Raw genomic sequence first — 16,341 nt, 5'->3', positions numbered from 1 at the left:
TCCCTGAATACCAAAGGCACCTGCGGGTGCCTTTATTTGTTTATCTGAAAGGAAGAGCAATGTCCCTCTACAGTTTCATCAACGGCCTGACCTTCAGCGACGTACCTGCCCACACCCAACAACTGATCACTACCTCACTGATGGATATCATCGGCGTGATGGCCGGGGCAACGGGCAATACCACCAGTGAAAACATCCGTAATTACGCCGCCGATCACTATCCGGCCACCCGGCTGAGCAGCCGGCTGCTATTTGATGGCCGCGCTGTTCACCCCATGGGTGCTGCCTGGGCCGGAGGTTTTACCGCCGACAGCCTGGATGCCCACGAAGGACACTTCACCTCCAAAGGCCATGCCGGAGCCACCGTGGTACCTGCCCTGCTGGCCATCGCTGATGCCTGTCACGCACAGGGTAAAGCCATCACTGGCGCTGAATTTCTGGCGGCTGTGACGGTTGCTTACGAAACCGGGCTGCGGGCCGGCGTTGCTTTGATGGATACCGCGGCTGAATATCACGCCTCCGGTGCATTCTCCGGCTTAGGAGTCGTCTGTGGCGGTGCCCGGTTATTGAAGATGAGCGAAGAACAGTTCATGCATGCACTGGGCATTGCCGAATACTTCGGGCCGCGCTGTCCGATGATGCGCTTAGTGGATTTTCCCTCCATGCTGCGGGACGCCCACGGCGCCGGTGCATACGCAGGGGTAAATGCATTATTCATGGCTGAAGCCGGCATTACCGGTGCCCCGGCCGAAACCGTAGAACAGGATAAAATCAAACACTGCTGGGATGATCTCGGCCAGCGCTGGGAAATCGACGCCCAGTACTTCAAGCCCTGGCCCGTATGCCGCTGGGCACAGCCGGCCCTGACCGCCGTAACCGCTATGCTGGGTGAACATCCGCAAATCAGCGCCGACACGGTTACCGATATTCAGGTAGAAACCTTTCACGAATCCATGCGCCTGCAGGGGCACTTTCCGGCCAATGCCGATGAAGCCCAGTATGGCCTTGCCTTTCCGCTGGCGGCACTCATCACCCGGGGGCAAGTTGGTCCGAATGAGGTTACAGGTGACGCAATCAGAGATGCACAGATCCTGAAGGTTAGTAAGCTAATCTCCATTACAGAAGCAGATGACCTGTCGGCCCGCTTCCCGGAAGAGATACTCAGCCGGGTGACCATTGAGCTGCAGGACGGCAGCCGTTTCACCAGCCCGGTTACTCAGGCAAAAGGTGACCCGGCAACGGCCATGAGCCAGGCAGAATTCCGCGCCAAGTTTGATTTACTGGCCGGAGTAAACCTGCCACAGGCCCGCCGCGATGCCATCTGTACTGCCATTGATTCACTGTCGGAAGCGGAATCCTGCAGTGAACTGTTTGAATTACTGATGCATTAAAGACCGGAGTAGATACCTGCTCCGGACCGGAGCAGGAAGGACAAAACACAGCATGAACACCCTGAGCAGACATCCCGGCGACACCGTGACAACAGTCTCAAAGCAAATCAGCTTTATTCTGCTACCCGGCTTTGCACTGACGTCTTTTGCACTGGCAATTGAAGCCCTGAGTGTTGCTAACGGTCTGGACGACCAGCCGATCTACAGTTATGAGATCTGCAGCCTGACTGACGATAAACACCCGGGTAAAGTCATCAGCTCTAACGGCGTACCTGTTGAAGTCAGCAAAGGCCTGGAAGCCTGCGACAATGCTGAAATGGTGTTTATCTGTGCCTATAAAGGCGCAGCCACAATAGAAGACCCGCAACTGCTCAGCCAGTTGCGCCGTCTTTCCCAGAAAGGCGTGCGCATTGTTGCCCTGAGTGGCGGCAGTTTCGTCCTCGCCAAAGCCGGATTACTACAGGATAAAGGCTGCACCCTGGTGCACGAACACCGCAGCACCTTTGCCGAGCTTTACCCGTCGATTCCCTTACAGGACAGCATCTATACGGTTAACGGCAATGTACTGACCAGCGCCGGCGGCACTGCCACCCTGGACATGCTGCTCTACCTGATCGGTCTGGATCAGGGCAAAACCTTCGCCCATAACGTGGCGCAGCGGTTCCAGCAGGAACGCATCCGCTCCGGAGAAGAAGTACTGGCCAGCCAGCGCATGCTGGCCCTGTCGATGAAATCCCCCTGCCTGGGAGCCGCCATCGAACTGATGGAAAAAAGCATCGACCAGCCCTACAGCATCGAAGACCTGTCTCAGCGCATTGGTACCACCCGGCGTAATCTGGAAATGGTGTTTCAGCGCCATCAGAACACCACGCCTAACCGCTATTACCTGAAACTGCGGCTGCAACATGCCCGCCGGATGCTGGAAGAAACCAACCTCAGCATCGCCAGCATCGCCCAGGCAACCGGCTTCAGCTCACAGAGCTACTTCGGTAAATGCTTTAAAGATCTTTACGATATTCAGCCTTCACATCTGCGTCAGGAATAATTTCTCGCACCGCTAAGATAGAATTTCGCATTTTTGATATAACCCCACCCCATAAAACAGCAATACTGGCACCTCAAATAACAACTAAAACCGACAGGTGCCAACGTGTCTACGCAGACAGACTCCCGACTCGCGAGTAAATCAACATCCTTCCATGAAATTCCCATTATTGATATCGGACCGTTAATCGACGGCTCTGATCCGCAACAGGTTGCCAATCAGATCGGCGACATCTGTGAAAACGTGGGATTTCTCTATATTCGCAACCACGGCGTCGACAAAGCGCTGATACAAGCCGCCTACGAACAGGCCGAAGCCTTCTTCAGACTGCCAATATCTGAGAAACAAAAACTCCACATCAGCCACTCCGGGCAAACCCTGCGGGGCTACATTCCCATGTATGCGGAAAACGTCGACCCGGAAAATACCAAAGACCACAAAGAATGCTTCGACCTCGGTGCCGAAGGGCCAGCAACAACCCCTTTCCATGGCCCGAACCTGATGCCGGATACACCGACTGCATTCCGCGAAACCTTTGAACGCTACCACGGCGCTATGATGAAGCTGGCGGAAAAGCTGATCAGCGCCATCGCCCTCAGCCTGAACCTGCCCGCAGACTACTTCGCCAAACTGCAGCAGAACCCTATTACCATTCAGCGGCTGCTGCACTACCCGTCACAATCCGGCGATATCCGCCAGGAAGAAATCGGTATCGGCGCCCACACCGACTATGGCTTCCTGACCATCCTCGGCCAAGACAACAACGGCGGCCTGCAGGTACAGAACCGTCAGGGAGAATGGATCGACGCTCCACCGGTTGAAGATACGTTTATCGTCAACATCGGTGATCTGGTGCAAACCTTCACCAACGACAAATACATCTCCACCATGCACCGGGTCATCAACACCAGCGGCCGGGAACGCTATTCACTGCCCTTCTTCATCGATCTGGATTTCGATGCCGAAGTCAGCGTGGTACCCACCTGCCAGAGCGACACTAACCCGGCAAAATACCAGCCCTATACCTGCGGTCAGCACAAGTACAAACGCTTCGTCGACAGCTACGAACATCTGGGTGAGTAACTGAAAAGCTCAACGGGTGCTTTAACTGTGGGGCAATATCCTATAGTGAAGGCTATCGGCTTTTACTATAGGACCCCAACATGCCAGTCACTGACATCATTGCTGTACTGCTGATTTTTGCGGCCACCGGGATTATCGGGCTGTTCATTACCCGGCTGGTGAACCTGCCTTATTCGCTGATTCTGGTGGGGCTGGGATTTGTTCTGGCGCTGTCTGTAGAAGCCTTTGGCTGGGACAGTGGTATCCGGGCCAGCAACTTTCAGGATCTGATGCTGTTTGTGTTGCTGCCGGTGCTGATTTTTGAAGCGGCGTTCTCGCTGGATTCAAAACTACTGTTCCGGTTCATGCCCAATGTACTGACGCTGGCGACCATCGGCCTGCTGGTCTCTACCGTGGCAACTGCCGTGTTTATTTTCTATGGCATCGGGCATCCGGGATTCCCTTTCATTGCTGCTTTGATAACCGGTGCGGTGATTTCAGCCACCGACCCAGTGGCCGTGGTGGCTCAGCTTAAAGCCCTGAATGCGCCTGCTGAACTGAATGTCCTGATAGAAGGTGAAAGCCTGTTTAACGACGCTACAGCCATCGCACTGTTCACAATTCTGGTAGGCATCGGCCTGGGTACCGTTGAGGCGGATGTTACTGATGGCGTGATCCAGTTTATGAAGATCTTCTTTGGCGGGGTCGCTGTTGGCGTGGTGATGGGTTACCTGTTTGCTCTGACACTACACATTTTCACCGTTACCCTGCCGGGGCTGATTCTGGTGACCATCGTGCTCTCTTACGGCAGTTTTTATATTGGCGAGCATTTCCTGCATGTGTCCGGCATAGTGGCGGTGCTGTTTGCAGCAATCGTGTTTAAGAAAGTCGCCGCTGGGCAGCTGGCTGAGCTGGAGCCTCAGGTTCATCACGTATGGGAGTCGATTGGCTTTATCGCCAACGTCTTTGTGTTTGTTCTGCTGGGGCTAGTGATCACCGTTGAGATGTTTACCGAACGCTGGATTGCTATTGCGCTGGCGATCATTGCCGCGACGCTGGCCCGAACAGTTGCGGTGTATGTGTCTGTCTGGCTCAACAGAGTAACTGTCGGACAAGCCACCGACAGCCGCTATCCGCCCATTATGATTTGGGGCGGCCTGCGCGGTGCGGTTACCATTGCGCTGGTGCTGTCCCTGCCCACCGAGCTGCCCTACTGGTGGACAATTCAGTCTATCGGTTTTGGTGTGGTACTGTTTACTCTGCTGGTACAGGCCACGACTAATCCGTGGCTGGTTAAGAAAACCCTTAGCAAGCCAACTGAATCTTAAAAAAGGATACCCCATGGCCAACGTTTTTCATTACGCCTTTAAAGTGAAGGATCTTACCAGTACCCGCCGTTTCTATATTGATATTCTCGGATGTGAAGAAGGCCGCTCAACGGATACCTGGGTCGATTTTGATTTCTGGGGCAACCAGTTATCCGCCCATGTAGCTGAGATGCCTGAAACACTGGATTACTGCGGAAAAGTGGATGGCATTGAGGTACCGATTCCCCATTTCGGCGCGGTACTCAGCCCGTCAGAATTTGAGGATACCCGGCAACGCCTGGAAGCTGCCGGTGTGGAGTTCATTGTTAAACCGGTACAGCGTTATGCCGGTCAGCCGGGCCAGCAAGCCACCATGTTCGTGCTGGATTTCAGCGGCAACCCACTGGAGTTTAAGAGTTTCAGCGATGAACAGGAGATGTTTGCCTAAACCAAGGCATTAAAAAAGGCACCCACTGGGTGCCTTTTTTATTATTTCTCAATTCAGGCCGTCATAGACAATACTCACCCACTTATCGGGCTTCATAAATCCGCCACCCCATTTCTCATCCAGATCCGCCGTCGGCTTGGCTTCCACAATCTGCAGGCGGGTTTTCCCTTCAGCGATCATTTTACTGATACGGCTTTCAACCAGTTTCAGCATATCGCGGTATTCAGTCAGTTCTGCTTTGTTCGACAGTTTGCCGTGGCCGGGAATTATTTTGGTATTCACATCAGCCACTTCCAGAATCTGATCAGCGGCAGCAATCACCCCGGTAATGGAGCCGCCGCTGCTGGCATCAATAAAGGGATACATACCGGCGAAATACAGGTCACCGGTGTGAATCACGTTAGCAGCTTTAAACTGCACGAAGCTGTCGGTATCCGTATGGGCATTTGGCTGGTGCCGTACCCGCAGTACATCGCCGTTCCAGTGGAAGTTCACCCCTTCACCAAAGGTGATCACCGGCAGTGCCACTTCCGGAGCCGGCTCGACCTTGCGGTTAAAAGCTTTGATGAACTGATTGGATGACATACGTTCACGCACATTATCGTGAGCAACGATGATACTGCCCTGCTTACCGAAGTTTTCATTACCGCCGGTATGGTCAGCGTGCCAGTGGGTGTTCAGCAGGAATTTAGGGACATCGCCGCCGAGATCTTTAATTGCCGTGAGAATACGCTCAGTCAGTGGCGCGAACTGATCATCTACCAGATAGGTGCCGTTCTTGCCAACAGATACCGCCATATTGCCGCCGGCACCGGTGAGCATATAGAGGCCTTCACTGACCTGTGTGGAAGCGATCTTAACGTCTTTAAACCGCTCATGATTGTCTGCCATCACCATACCCGCCTGGGTCAACAAACAGAGTGACGTTACTTGGATAAGTCGTTTGATCATGCCCGTGTCTCCCGGAATTCCTGCTCAGAAAAAAGATCTCAGGCTTACAGCTTAGTCCAGGTTTTCAGTCGAACCGCCTGCTCAGCCCTCTTTACTGCGACCATAGACATCTTCAAGTCGTTCAATATCATCTTCACCAAGATACTCACCGGACTGAACTTCGATCAGTTCCAGTGGCGCTTTACCGGGATTCGCCAGGCTGTGAACGCCGCCAATGGGAATATAGGTAGACTGGTTCTTCTCCAGCAGGAAACACTGCTCTCCCTTGGTCACCTCGGCAATCCCGGACACCACCACCCAGTGTTCTGCCCGCCGCCGGTGTTTTTGCAGGCTTAAGCGGCCACCGGGGTTTACCGTAATACGCTTCACCTGATAGCCATTGCCCATATCGATACAGCGGTACTTGCCCCAGGGCCGGTGCACGGTGCCGTGAAGCAGATCACTGAAGCGGCTGTCGGCTTTTACTTCTGCCAGCAACGCCTTCATGGATTCACTCTGAGCCCGGTCAGCCACCAGCAGCGCATCCTGAGTATCAACAATCAGCAGATTCTCCAGCCCTAAAGTCGCCACCGGCCGGGACTTGCTGTGAACCTGGCAGTGACGGCTGTTAAATGCCAGCACAGTGCCTTCGGTGAGGTTCCCCTGCTGATCCGTTTCCAGTTCACCGGCCAGCGCCGGCCAGCTGCCCAGATCGTTCCAGCCGGCCGCTAACGGAATCACGCCCACCGCTTCAGGATCATCTGCACACAGGGGTTCCATAACGGCATAATCCACCGACTCCGCCGGGCAGGCTGTAAATGCTTCGGTATCAATACGCTGAAAATCCAGATCCTGTCGGCAACCTTGCAAGGCTGACCGGCAGGCGGCCAGAATATCCGGCCGGTACTGTTCCAGAACACTCAGAAAACGGTCTGCCCTGAACATGAACATGCCACTGTTCCAGAGATATTCGCCACTGGCGAGATACGCCTCTGCCCGTTCAACATCCGGTTTTTCAACAAATTCAGCGACGGGTAAAACAGAGTCTGATTGCTGCCCACCAACATCAGTACGGATATACCCGTACCCGGTGGCCGGTGAATCCGGCACGATGCCGAAGGTAATCAGCTTTCCGGCTTCCGTGGATTCCAGCCCCTGTTTAACCGCCGTGCGGAAGACTTCAGGTTCACTGATGACATGGTCTGCCGGCAGCACCAGTAAAACCTCATCCGGCCGGGTCTGCAGAGCAGTCAGCGCAATCGCAGGCGCGGTATTACGGCCTGCCGGTTCCAGCAGAATGTTTGCCTGTAGATGCAATTGCCGCAACTGCTCGGCCACCAGAAACCGGTGATCTTCCGCGGCCACAACCGTATAACCGGACACCTCCAGCCCCTGCACACGGGCAAGGGTATCCTGCAACATGCTCTGTTCTGAATGCAGATTTAAAAACTGTTTGGGATGTTGCGGGCGGGACAGCGGCCACAGGCGTTCACCGACGCCCCCGGCAAGAATAATCGCTTTCATAACGGCATATAACAGATACGGGAAGCCGCCATTCTATAAGCCTGAACAGCGGCCAACCAGCAAAATGTGCACTTAGTCAGCCTGAATGTATTCACCTGTGCGGTACAACCTAGGTGAAACGGGCCAATACAGCGGCAGGTTCACTCAGGTCACCGATATTATCCTGCACCCACCTCGTGTCGTAATAGGTATCCAGATAGCGCTCACCGCTGTCGCACAGCAAAGTAACAATTGAGCCTTTCTGGCCGTTCTGTACCATCTGTTGCGCCACCTGCAATGCGCCCCAGAGATTGGTCCCGGTGGATGCCCCGGCCTTGCGGCCAATCAGGTTTTCCAGCCAGAGAATCGTAGCAATACTGCTGGCATCGGGGATTTTCATCATGTGATCGATGACATCTGGTTGAAAGGAATGCTCCACCTTCGGCCGGCCTATGCCTTCGATCCGGCTGGACGCTGAAGATGTCAGTTGACGATCACCGCTCAGGTAGCAGTCGTAGAATACGGAATTTTCCGGGTCCACCACCGTCAGTTCCGTGTCATAGCCCTTGTAACGGATAAACCGACCCAGGGTGGCAGACGTACCGCCAGTACCTGCACTCATGACCAGCATGGACGGGATCGGATGAGGCTCACAGGCCATCTGCCTGAAAATACTTTCCGCAATGTTGTTATTCCCCCGCCAGTCCGTCGCCCGCTCGGCATAGGTGAACTGATCCATGAAATAACCACCGATGGATTCAGCCAGCGCCACGGATGCTTCATGCATTTCAGACGACTTATCGACGAAATAACATTTACCGCCATAAAACTCGATCTGCTTTATCTTTGTCTGGGCTGTGCTTTTTGGCACAACCGCAATAAAGGGTAAACCGATCATACGGGCAAAATACGCTTCCGACACCGCCGTGCTGCCGGAAGAGGCTTCCACCACGGTCATGCCTTCTTTCAGCTTGCCGTTACACAGGGCATACAGAAACAGTGACCGGGCCAGCCGGTGCTTCAGGCTGCCGGTGGGATGGGTACTTTCATCTTTTAGGTATATATCTACCCCGGGCAGTGACTGCAACGGCAGTTTAAACAGATGTGTATCCGCCGAGCGGTGAGCATCGGCATTAATCCGGCTGATAGCCTCTTTCACCCAGGTGTTCATGCAGTTATTCCTTATTTTTATGGTTGGAGGATCTTCATTTCTGTTATGACGATGACCGGTTTAAAAAGACGAAGCTAAGGTTCATTCCGGATGTCTGTATCACCCGGAACAAAGCCCTAAAACCGATCAGGTTCGTGTAAAAAAGATCACATCTCAGGCATCGTTTCAAATGCCGGCAGTTCAGGGTCTGTATAATCCCACGATGGAGCACTGCTGGTATAGACAACCATACCCGGTTTGAATACTTCCGGATCGTGCAAACTGCCGGCACGGATAAATTCAAATTGAGGAAAGCCGCTGTTCTCCGCATAGATGTGGCAGCCGCAACCCGGGCAAAACCCTCTTCTTACTGTATTACCACTGGCCGCTTTTTTCTCATGGAAACTCAGGGTGCCCTTAATGTCCAGGCTTCCCCTTGGCAGGGCAATGCTCGAGATATGCCCGGTGCCACTTATCTTTTGGCAGTCTTTACATTGGCAGTGGCCGGCCATGACCGGTTGCTCAGTACACTCATAACGTATTTCGCCGCAAAGGCATTCCCCTGTTAACGTTGCCATAACCTTCCTCCTGACTGAACTGTGTTAAGAACAAATATGTAACTTACGTTTTTGAAGTTACATGAGATTAGCTGACAGGCACAGGCTTTTCAAGTCACTTCAAAAACACAAGTGACTGGGTTAACATTTACCCTCAACAGTTGAAAGACAAGACAATGACGGCAGATAAGCAATTTCTTCGTTCCGGTTGCCCCATTGCTAACGGGCTCGACATTTTCGGCGATAAATGGACCCTGATCATCCTCAGGGATTTAATCTGCGGGAAAGAAACCTATTCAGAATTAGCCAGTTCCCCGGAAGGTATACCCACTAACCGGCTGGCTGAACGGCTTAAAATGCTGGAAGCCAACGGCTTGTTAACCAAGCAGCTGTACCAGGAAAAGCCCAAACGTTACAAATACTTACTCACCCAAAAAGGCAAAGATACCCTGCCAATTCTCCAGGCCATCTCACGCTGGGGCAATCAACACATAGATGGCACATGGATTCCCCCGGAATGGTTTATGGAATCTCAGTAATCCGCTATCCCCAAAGCACTCACTCACAGTATTAATCGGCTGAAGCAATACCTCCCATCCACCTGTCACCAGCACATCCCAGCAAACACCCACACCTTCCACCCCACCGACCTGTTTACCGGAGAGGAGGCACCCAACTAAATACTGAATATCTATATAGATAACGGTATAAATTCAGTAGCAAAAAAATATATACGGTTAAACAGACAGGCTGTTTTCTGTTTGCTGATCCGAGTCAGCCGGTTTTGAGGTGGCTTTTGCCTGCACCTGTCCGGTCTTTTCAGCCTGATCTTGCTGCTCAGGTGCCGCAGTGGATTGCTGACTCTGCACCGGTAAACGCACAATAAAGCGGCTGCCCTTACCCTCCACGCTCTGAACCTGAATACGGCCGCCATGCTCTTCAATAATGCCGTGGCTGATAGACAGCCCAAGCCCGGTACCTGAGCCAACATCCTTTGTCGTAAAGAACGGATTGAACAGTTGCTTCTGCACCTCGGGTGACATTCCGCAGCCGGTATCCCGGATGCTGACAATCACCTCGTTGTTAATGAAACGGGTGCCAATAAAAATCTCACCGTTTTCATCAATGGCCTGCCCGGCATTCACCAGCAGATTCATGAATACCTGATTGAGCCGGCCTATGTTACAGGTCAGGGCCGGCAGCTCAGCATAATCTTCATGCACTGTGCATTTGTATTTAAGCTGATTGGCCGCGACCTTAAGGGTGCTTTTCAGCGCCCCGTTAATATCTGCCGGGGCCATCTGTTCATCGTCTTCACGGGCAAAACTGCGCAGGCCAGAGACAATGGCTTCCACCCGGTTAACCCCGTCCTGCGATTCCACAATCAACGGATCGATGTCTTCTGCGGTGTATTCAATATCAAACTCTTCGCGGGCGGCCTGCAGTGCCTCACGCAAGCTCTGCATATCGTCATGTTCTTTCAGCAGTTCATCGATCCGGTGTACATAGCCAGTCAGGTTCGTACTGTACGCCTGCAGGCTGCCCAGGTTACTTTTTACAAAGCCCACCGGGTTATTAATTTCATGGGCCACACCCGCCGCCATGGTACCCAGCCCGGCCATTTTTTCAGACTGCACCAGTTTCGCCTGGGTCTCTTTCACGGATTTAAATGCCTTTACCAACTGACCATGTTTCTTCTGCAGTTCTTCAGTGCGCTGCTGAACCCGGGCTTCCAGAGAACGGTTAAGCTCAAGGATTTCAGCTTCAAAGCTGTCCCTTTGCTGGCTGGTTTTAGTGAGGTTTTTGGCCATGGTGTTGAAGGCTTCACCCACCACGGCTATTTCATCTTTGCCCTTCACAGGAATGCTGATATTGAACTTACCGCTACCAATGACTTTCGCCGCCCGCTGCAGCACATTCAACTGGCCGGTGAGATATCCCCCCAGCAAGAACGAAAACAGGGCAACCAACAGCATTTCCACCGACGCCAGGGTCATACCCCAGGTATACACCTGATTAATCGCCTGATTAATGCTGGCAATGTGAATGCCAATTTCTACCTGCCCGTAAACTTCACCGCCTTCTTCGATATCGACAATGACATCAAATACGTCGTCATCCACCAGGCTGACTTCGGTATCCGCCAGAAAAGGTTCTTTCAGGTGGCTGATATCCCCGGATTCAGCAAACACATCCCCTTCTGCTGACAGTACCCGGGCATAGACCAGGTCCGGGTTCTTCAGCATTTCATCGGTAAAGGTTTCCAGCGATGCCAGATCATAGGAAAGGACGGCATCCTTGGTGGTGGTGGCGAACAATGTCGCTGTGGTCTGGGCGCGCTTCACCAGTGCTTCGTAGTTCGAATCACGCATGAAGTTCATCATCGTCACCAGCAGGACGATCAGTAATGAACCCTCAATCAGCGCCACCCCAAGGATGGTCTTCAGCCGGATAGACATAATTGCTGCTTCTGTTCCTCTGCCTGCCGGTTACAGCATGTGATCAAGCAGCGTAATGTTCAGCCCGCGAACATCATCCCAGTCCGCATCTTCAGCCGGGGTGAAGGCTTTGAAGTTAATCTTCTTCAGCAGCTCAGCCCCTTCCGGGTCTGCCCCCATGTCCACCAGCGCCTGCTGCAATGTGGCCGCTGCCTCACTGCTGACATTGGGGCCTACAGCAACCGCATGAGGCGTATAGCCGTCAGTGGTCCAGAGCACTTTAAGCTGGTCACGGACCGCCGGATCGGTGTTGTTAAAGGTACGGATAACCCCGCCACCGGCTGGGAAAATACCCTTGGCTACGTTCAGGTAAACAGAATCATGGGAAGACACATATTTGGGATCAAACTCGATGCCTTTCTGGGTCAGGTTAGCCCGGGGTACTACGCTGGCAGCGAAAGCAGCCGGGGACGGAAACGCCAGTTTGGAGCCGTCCAGCCCCTGAAGGTCGGCATAGTTACTGTCTTTACGCACCACCATAATGCCTTTGATGCGTTTATTTTTCTGCCGGGCAATCGCTTTGTAACCCGGCTTCTGATTAAACACCGTAAAGTGATACGGGTTCATATAGGCGATGTCGTACTCACCTTTTTGCAGTCGTTTTTCAAAGGTCGGAATGTTTTTGGCGGTGGTAAATTTAATTTCATGGCCGGTCTTCTCACTGAGATACGCCGTTACCGGGGTCCAGAGCTTGGCCAGTTTCTTTGCAGATTGCTGAGGTACGATGCCAAAAGTGAAGGTATCTGCCTGGGCACCCAGGCTGAGTAACAATCCACCGGCAATCAATAAACTGTGTAGCTTCTTCATCATGCTGCTCCTTGAAGTCTTTCCTTATTTTCCGGCCGCTACTCTGTGTATCCGCCGGTGACGTCTGTTACCCGCTGCCGCCATTAACTGGCGTCAACGTATATCTCCAGCTGTTCTCCCAGGTTTTCTTCCATTTCGGTTAAGCGGTTAATGGTGTCCTGATCCAGTTTCGCCCCGGCACTGAGTAACAGCACTCCCTGCTCACTGAGCAGGTCCCGGGTCAGGGACATTCCCGGCTTCATGCCGTGGCTGAGAATCCGTTCGTCCTGAATGGCGTCCCCTTCTTTTGCCAGGGTTGCGACTGCACCGGCAAGCGTTTCAATCAGATGGGGGTCGTAACGCAGGCCTTCAAACTCACGGAGAAACTGTAGCGCTTCTTCAGAACTGTAAGGTCTTGGCTGATAACGGCCGTTGATCAGCTCGACAAAGTCATTCAGCACCGCCAGCACCTGTGCACCGCGGCTAATATGTTCTGCCGTCAGTCCACTGGGATAGCCGCTGCCATCCAGATATTCTTTGTGCTGCAACACGATCTGCCCGGCCGCGTGCAAAGGTTTAACCAGCACCATCGAAGCATTGGCAAGCACCGGATGACGCTGAAAACGGCGCTGCTGTTCAGCGTTCAGATCCACATAAGCGGGTTTCAGCAGTTCATCATCGAAACTCAGTTTGCCGATGTTGCGCAACTGCCAGGCATAGAAAAGCTGCTTGAGGTCGGCACCGGTAATATTCAGCCGGTCTGCCATTAACAGCAGCAATTTGTTCAGGTTCTGGTTATAACGGCTGTCCTGCCCCATCCGGCGGGCCGTTATCGAGGAGAACATCCGCACCACTGCACGGTAACTGTTCTGCAAACTCTGGTGGCTGTCCCGTAACTGCTGAGTGCGCTGTTCAACCTTCTGTTCGAGGGTTTTATTCAGCTGGGCCAGTTCCCGGGTTTTCTGTTCTTTAACCGCTTCCAGCTTATCAGCCCGCTGACGCAGTTCTGTCAGCTCAAACCCTTTGGCGACGACACTCAGCACTTCGTCGTCCTTCCAGGGTTTGGTCATGAAACGGCTAATCTTGCCTTTGTTGATAGCATCAATGGTGGCCTGGGTATCAGAATAACCACTCATGACGATACGTTCGGTGTCCGGCCAGCGTTCGGCCACAATGGCGAGAAATTCCTCACCGCCCATTTCCGGCATGCGCATGTCACTGATCACCAGATCTACCGGATGTTCTTCAAGTACAGCCAGCCCGGCCTTACCTGACTCCGCGGTATGTACCGTGCATTTCATCCGGCGCAAAACCCGCTTCAGCGCATTCAGCACCGAAGTTTCATCATCGACCAGCAATAAACTGCGCTCAGGAAATTCCATACCCGTTGCATCCTTTTGTTAACATGTCGGCGCCGAAAACGGATTCCAGACACCTAACTGTTTGTTTCTTATAGTACATAGTAAACGTACTTCAAAAACCCTGACCAGTACTCAGCTACCCAAAGCGAGCTTTCATTCTTTTAAATCCGGGACGGAACACTACCTTCAGTTGTTACGTCCAGCATGATGAGCGGCTGATTTTCCAGTAACGCTCGGAAACGGTCTGCCGATACCGGCGGGCTGAAGAAATACCCCTGGATCTCATCGCACTGCAGCTCGGTGAGAATATCCAGCTGATCCCGGGTTTCCACCCCTTCTGCCACCACCTGTTTACCCATGTCGTGGGAAAGATGAATGATGTTTTTTACCAGTTCATAAGCTTCCCGGTTCTGGCCTAATCCGGTGATGAAGGAACGGTCAATCTTCAGGGTATCGACAGGCAACTGATGGAGGTAATTCAGCGATGAGTAACCGGTACCGAAATCGTCAATTGCCAGCCGTACGCCTAAGGCTTTAAGCCCTTTCAAAAGCCCAAGGCTGTGGCTGATATCCTGCATCAGAAACGTCTCTGTGATTTCCAGCTCAATCTGCGAGGCATGTAACGCATTCTGCTTAATCAGATCACTGACCCGGTCCAGCAAAGTGTCATCCTCCAATTGTCTGCCGGAAAGGTTCACAGACAATACAAAATCCGGTAGTTGCTGTGCTTCCCAGATTCGTTTCTGGGCACTGGCAGCAGCGAGCACCCAGTTACCGATGGGATCAATCAGACCGTTTTCCTCAGCCATGGGTATGAATTCCGTCGGGGAGATGACGCCTTTGGTACCGTGTTCCCAGCGGATCAGTGCTTCAGCCCCAGCAATCCGACCATCCCGCATCGAGATTTTAGGCTGATACAGGACAAACAACTCATCCCGCTCCAGTGAACGGTATAAATCCGACTGTTGGAATACAAATTCACTGTCGTGGCTGTTCATGTGTTTCTGATAACAGGCAATTGTTCGGCTTCCGCCACGGGATGCTGTATTCGCAGCAACCTGCGCATTGCGCAGTAATTCACCTGCGTCACGGCCATCTGCTGGCGAACAGGCATAACCCACCCGGAATGCCACATGCAGTTCACGGCCGGCAAAATGAATCAGATTACGGAACGGCAGCAGCATTTCTTCAAGTTGTTCGCAACTATCAGCGGAGCTAACCGGGCCGGAGAAGATCAGCGCAAACTCATCACCGCTCATCCGCCCAAGGCTGGCCCCCTCCGGTTTCCCCTTCAGAAGCTCTGTGGCGATCATCGCCAAAAGCTGGTCGGCCTGCTGATACCCCAGGCTGTCGTTAAAACGGCGAAAACCGTTAATGTCCAGATAAATAGCGGTAACCGGTTCATCAGTGCCAAGTATTAACCGGTCCAGCTGAAAGAGCAGCTCCTGGCGGGAAAGCAGCTCAGGAATCGCCAGAATATCCAGTTCGAACAGTGGCTCAATACTGAACATCCGGCGTTCACTGTTCAACGCCTGGCAGCTTATCCTCAGCATCTGCCCGCTGGTGACACTCTGAACTTCCAGTTGCCGCTGTTCGCCGCTGGCCAGATACAGCAACTGTTCCGGTCGAAGCATCGGCAATACGTCTTCCAGAGTCGCCCCGGTTATATCCTCATTCACGTTCAGCAACTGACAGGCTTTCTGGTTAACATACAGGGCGCGGCCTTCCGCATCCGTTTCCACCAGAGCATGCTCGTGATTTTCCAGATAGGTATGCTGATCATTCACCTGCTGCTTTTCCTGCCAGTTAACAAATGCATCGTGCAGGCAGTCCAGCAAAGCCTCGGGTTCCCAGGGTTTCTGAAGAAAGCGGAACACCGCCCCTTCATTCAGCACCCGGATCACTGCATTCAGCTCAGCGTAGCCGGTCAGCAGAATGCCGACGACATCCGGATACTGACGTTTTATCCGGGTCATCAGCTCATCACCGGTCATTTCCGGCATCCGCACATCAGACACAACCACCTGTACTTCGGTCGTCGCCAGAATTTCCAGCGCTTCCTTGCCAGAACCCGCCACCAGTACGTCATATCCGGTACCGCGTAACTGCCGTTGCAGGGCTGAAAGCATCTTTGCTTCATCATCCACTAACAAAATCCGTCTGAGCATTCCCTGTTTCCTTTTGATGATTGGTTTTGTTAAGCGCCAACTCTCGCTAAAACAACCACTTATATGTAATAGCACAGCCTGCAAAGATAACCTGTGCCGGTTACCCAAAGCGGGAGACTGAGGAAAAAATAAAGA

At 52.9% G+C, this 16,341-nt stretch carries 14 protein-coding genes; 6 read left to right on the top strand and 8 right to left on the bottom strand.

Annotated features, from left to right (window positions below; all coding sequences use genetic code 11):
- The first annotated feature begins 59 nt into the window (after positions 1–59).
- The 5 genes from JYB63_RS01735 (at position 60) to JYB63_RS01715 (ending at position 5,253) form a co-directional block, all read left to right on the top strand.
- Positions 60–1,391: an MmgE/PrpD family protein gene (locus JYB63_RS01735; RefSeq protein WP_205656016.1), complete on the top strand. Its 1,332-nt coding sequence runs from the start codon at positions 60–62 to the stop codon at positions 1,389–1,391.
- A 52-nt stretch (positions 1,392–1,443) separates the two neighbouring features.
- Positions 1,444–2,436, top strand: a complete 993-nt coding sequence (locus tag JYB63_RS01730; RefSeq protein ID WP_205656015.1) for a GlxA family transcriptional regulator — start codon at positions 1,444–1,446, stop codon at positions 2,434–2,436.
- 105 nt (positions 2,437–2,541) lie between these two features.
- The gene (locus tag JYB63_RS23590) at positions 2,542–3,519 is read left to right on the top strand and encodes a 2-oxoglutarate and iron-dependent oxygenase domain-containing protein (RefSeq protein ID WP_205656014.1); all 978 of its coding nucleotides are present in this window, start codon (positions 2,542–2,544) and stop codon (positions 3,517–3,519) included.
- Positions 3,520–3,599: 80 nt separating this feature from the next.
- Positions 3,600–4,826: a cation:proton antiporter gene (locus JYB63_RS01720; RefSeq protein WP_205656013.1), complete on the top strand. Its 1,227-nt coding sequence runs from the start codon at positions 3,600–3,602 to the stop codon at positions 4,824–4,826.
- 13 nt (positions 4,827–4,839) lie between these two features.
- Entirely contained in the window at positions 4,840–5,253 is a 414-nt protein-coding gene (locus JYB63_RS01715) for a VOC family protein (RefSeq protein WP_205656012.1), read from the top strand.
- Positions 5,254–5,301: 48 nt separating this feature from the next.
- Here the strand turns inward: JYB63_RS01715 and JYB63_RS01710 are convergent, their stop codons facing one another.
- From JYB63_RS01710 to JYB63_RS01695, 4 genes are all read right to left on the bottom strand, one after another.
- The gene (locus tag JYB63_RS01710) at positions 5,302–6,204 is read right to left on the bottom strand and encodes an MBL fold metallo-hydrolase (protein WP_205656011.1); all 903 of its coding nucleotides are present in this window, start codon (positions 6,202–6,204) and stop codon (positions 5,302–5,304) included.
- An 81-nt stretch (positions 6,205–6,285) separates the two neighbouring features.
- Complete coding sequence (locus JYB63_RS01705; RefSeq protein ID WP_205656010.1) at positions 6,286–7,707, bottom strand: mannose-1-phosphate guanylyltransferase/mannose-6-phosphate isomerase; 1,422 nt, start codon at positions 7,705–7,707, stop codon at positions 6,286–6,288.
- Between the two features lie 109 nt (positions 7,708–7,816).
- Positions 7,817–8,857 carry a PLP-dependent cysteine synthase family protein gene (locus JYB63_RS01700; RefSeq protein WP_205656009.1) on the bottom strand — a complete coding sequence of 347 codons (1,041 nt, stop codon included), beginning with the start codon at positions 8,855–8,857 and terminating at the stop codon, positions 7,817–7,819.
- A gap of 146 nt (positions 8,858–9,003) precedes the next feature.
- Positions 9,004–9,414 carry a GFA family protein gene (locus JYB63_RS01695; RefSeq protein ID WP_205656008.1) on the bottom strand — a complete coding sequence of 137 codons (411 nt, stop codon included), beginning with the start codon at positions 9,412–9,414 and terminating at the stop codon, positions 9,004–9,006.
- Positions 9,415–9,569: 155 nt separating this feature from the next.
- Here JYB63_RS01695 and JYB63_RS01690 point away from each other — a divergent pair, with 155 nt between their 5' ends.
- Complete coding sequence (locus JYB63_RS01690) at positions 9,570–9,932, top strand: winged helix-turn-helix transcriptional regulator (RefSeq protein WP_205656007.1); 363 nt, start codon at positions 9,570–9,572, stop codon at positions 9,930–9,932.
- Positions 9,933–10,130: 198 nt separating this feature from the next.
- On the opposite strand, the gene JYB63_RS23475 is transcribed toward JYB63_RS01690, so the two are convergent.
- The 4 genes from JYB63_RS23475 to JYB63_RS01670 form a co-directional block, all read right to left on the bottom strand.
- Complete coding sequence (locus JYB63_RS23475; protein WP_205656006.1) at positions 10,131–11,852, bottom strand: ATP-binding protein; 1,722 nt, start codon at positions 11,850–11,852, stop codon at positions 10,131–10,133.
- A 30-nt stretch (positions 11,853–11,882) separates the two neighbouring features.
- A complete protein-coding gene (locus JYB63_RS01680; protein ID WP_205656005.1) occupies positions 11,883–12,701 on the bottom strand; it encodes a phosphate/phosphite/phosphonate ABC transporter substrate-binding protein in 819 nt (272 codons plus the stop codon).
- 80 nt (positions 12,702–12,781) lie between these two features.
- A complete protein-coding gene (gene nosR / locus JYB63_RS01675) occupies positions 12,782–14,059 on the bottom strand; it encodes a response regulator c-di-GMP phosphodiesterase, NosR family (protein ID WP_205656004.1) in 1,278 nt (425 codons plus the stop codon).
- Positions 14,060–14,199: 140 nt separating this feature from the next.
- Positions 14,200–16,206, bottom strand: coding sequence for an EAL domain-containing protein (locus tag JYB63_RS01670; RefSeq protein ID WP_205656003.1), 2,007 nt, complete (start codon positions 16,204–16,206; stop codon positions 14,200–14,202).
- Positions 16,207–16,341 lie beyond the last annotated feature (135 nt).

The organism is Aliamphritea spongicola, from assembly GCF_017051665.1.
Taxonomy (GTDB): Bacteria; Pseudomonadota; Gammaproteobacteria; order Pseudomonadales; family Balneatricaceae; genus Amphritea; species Amphritea spongicola.
Note: the sequence above shows the minus strand (reverse complement) of the source record. Positions and strands in the feature narration are given on the sequence as shown.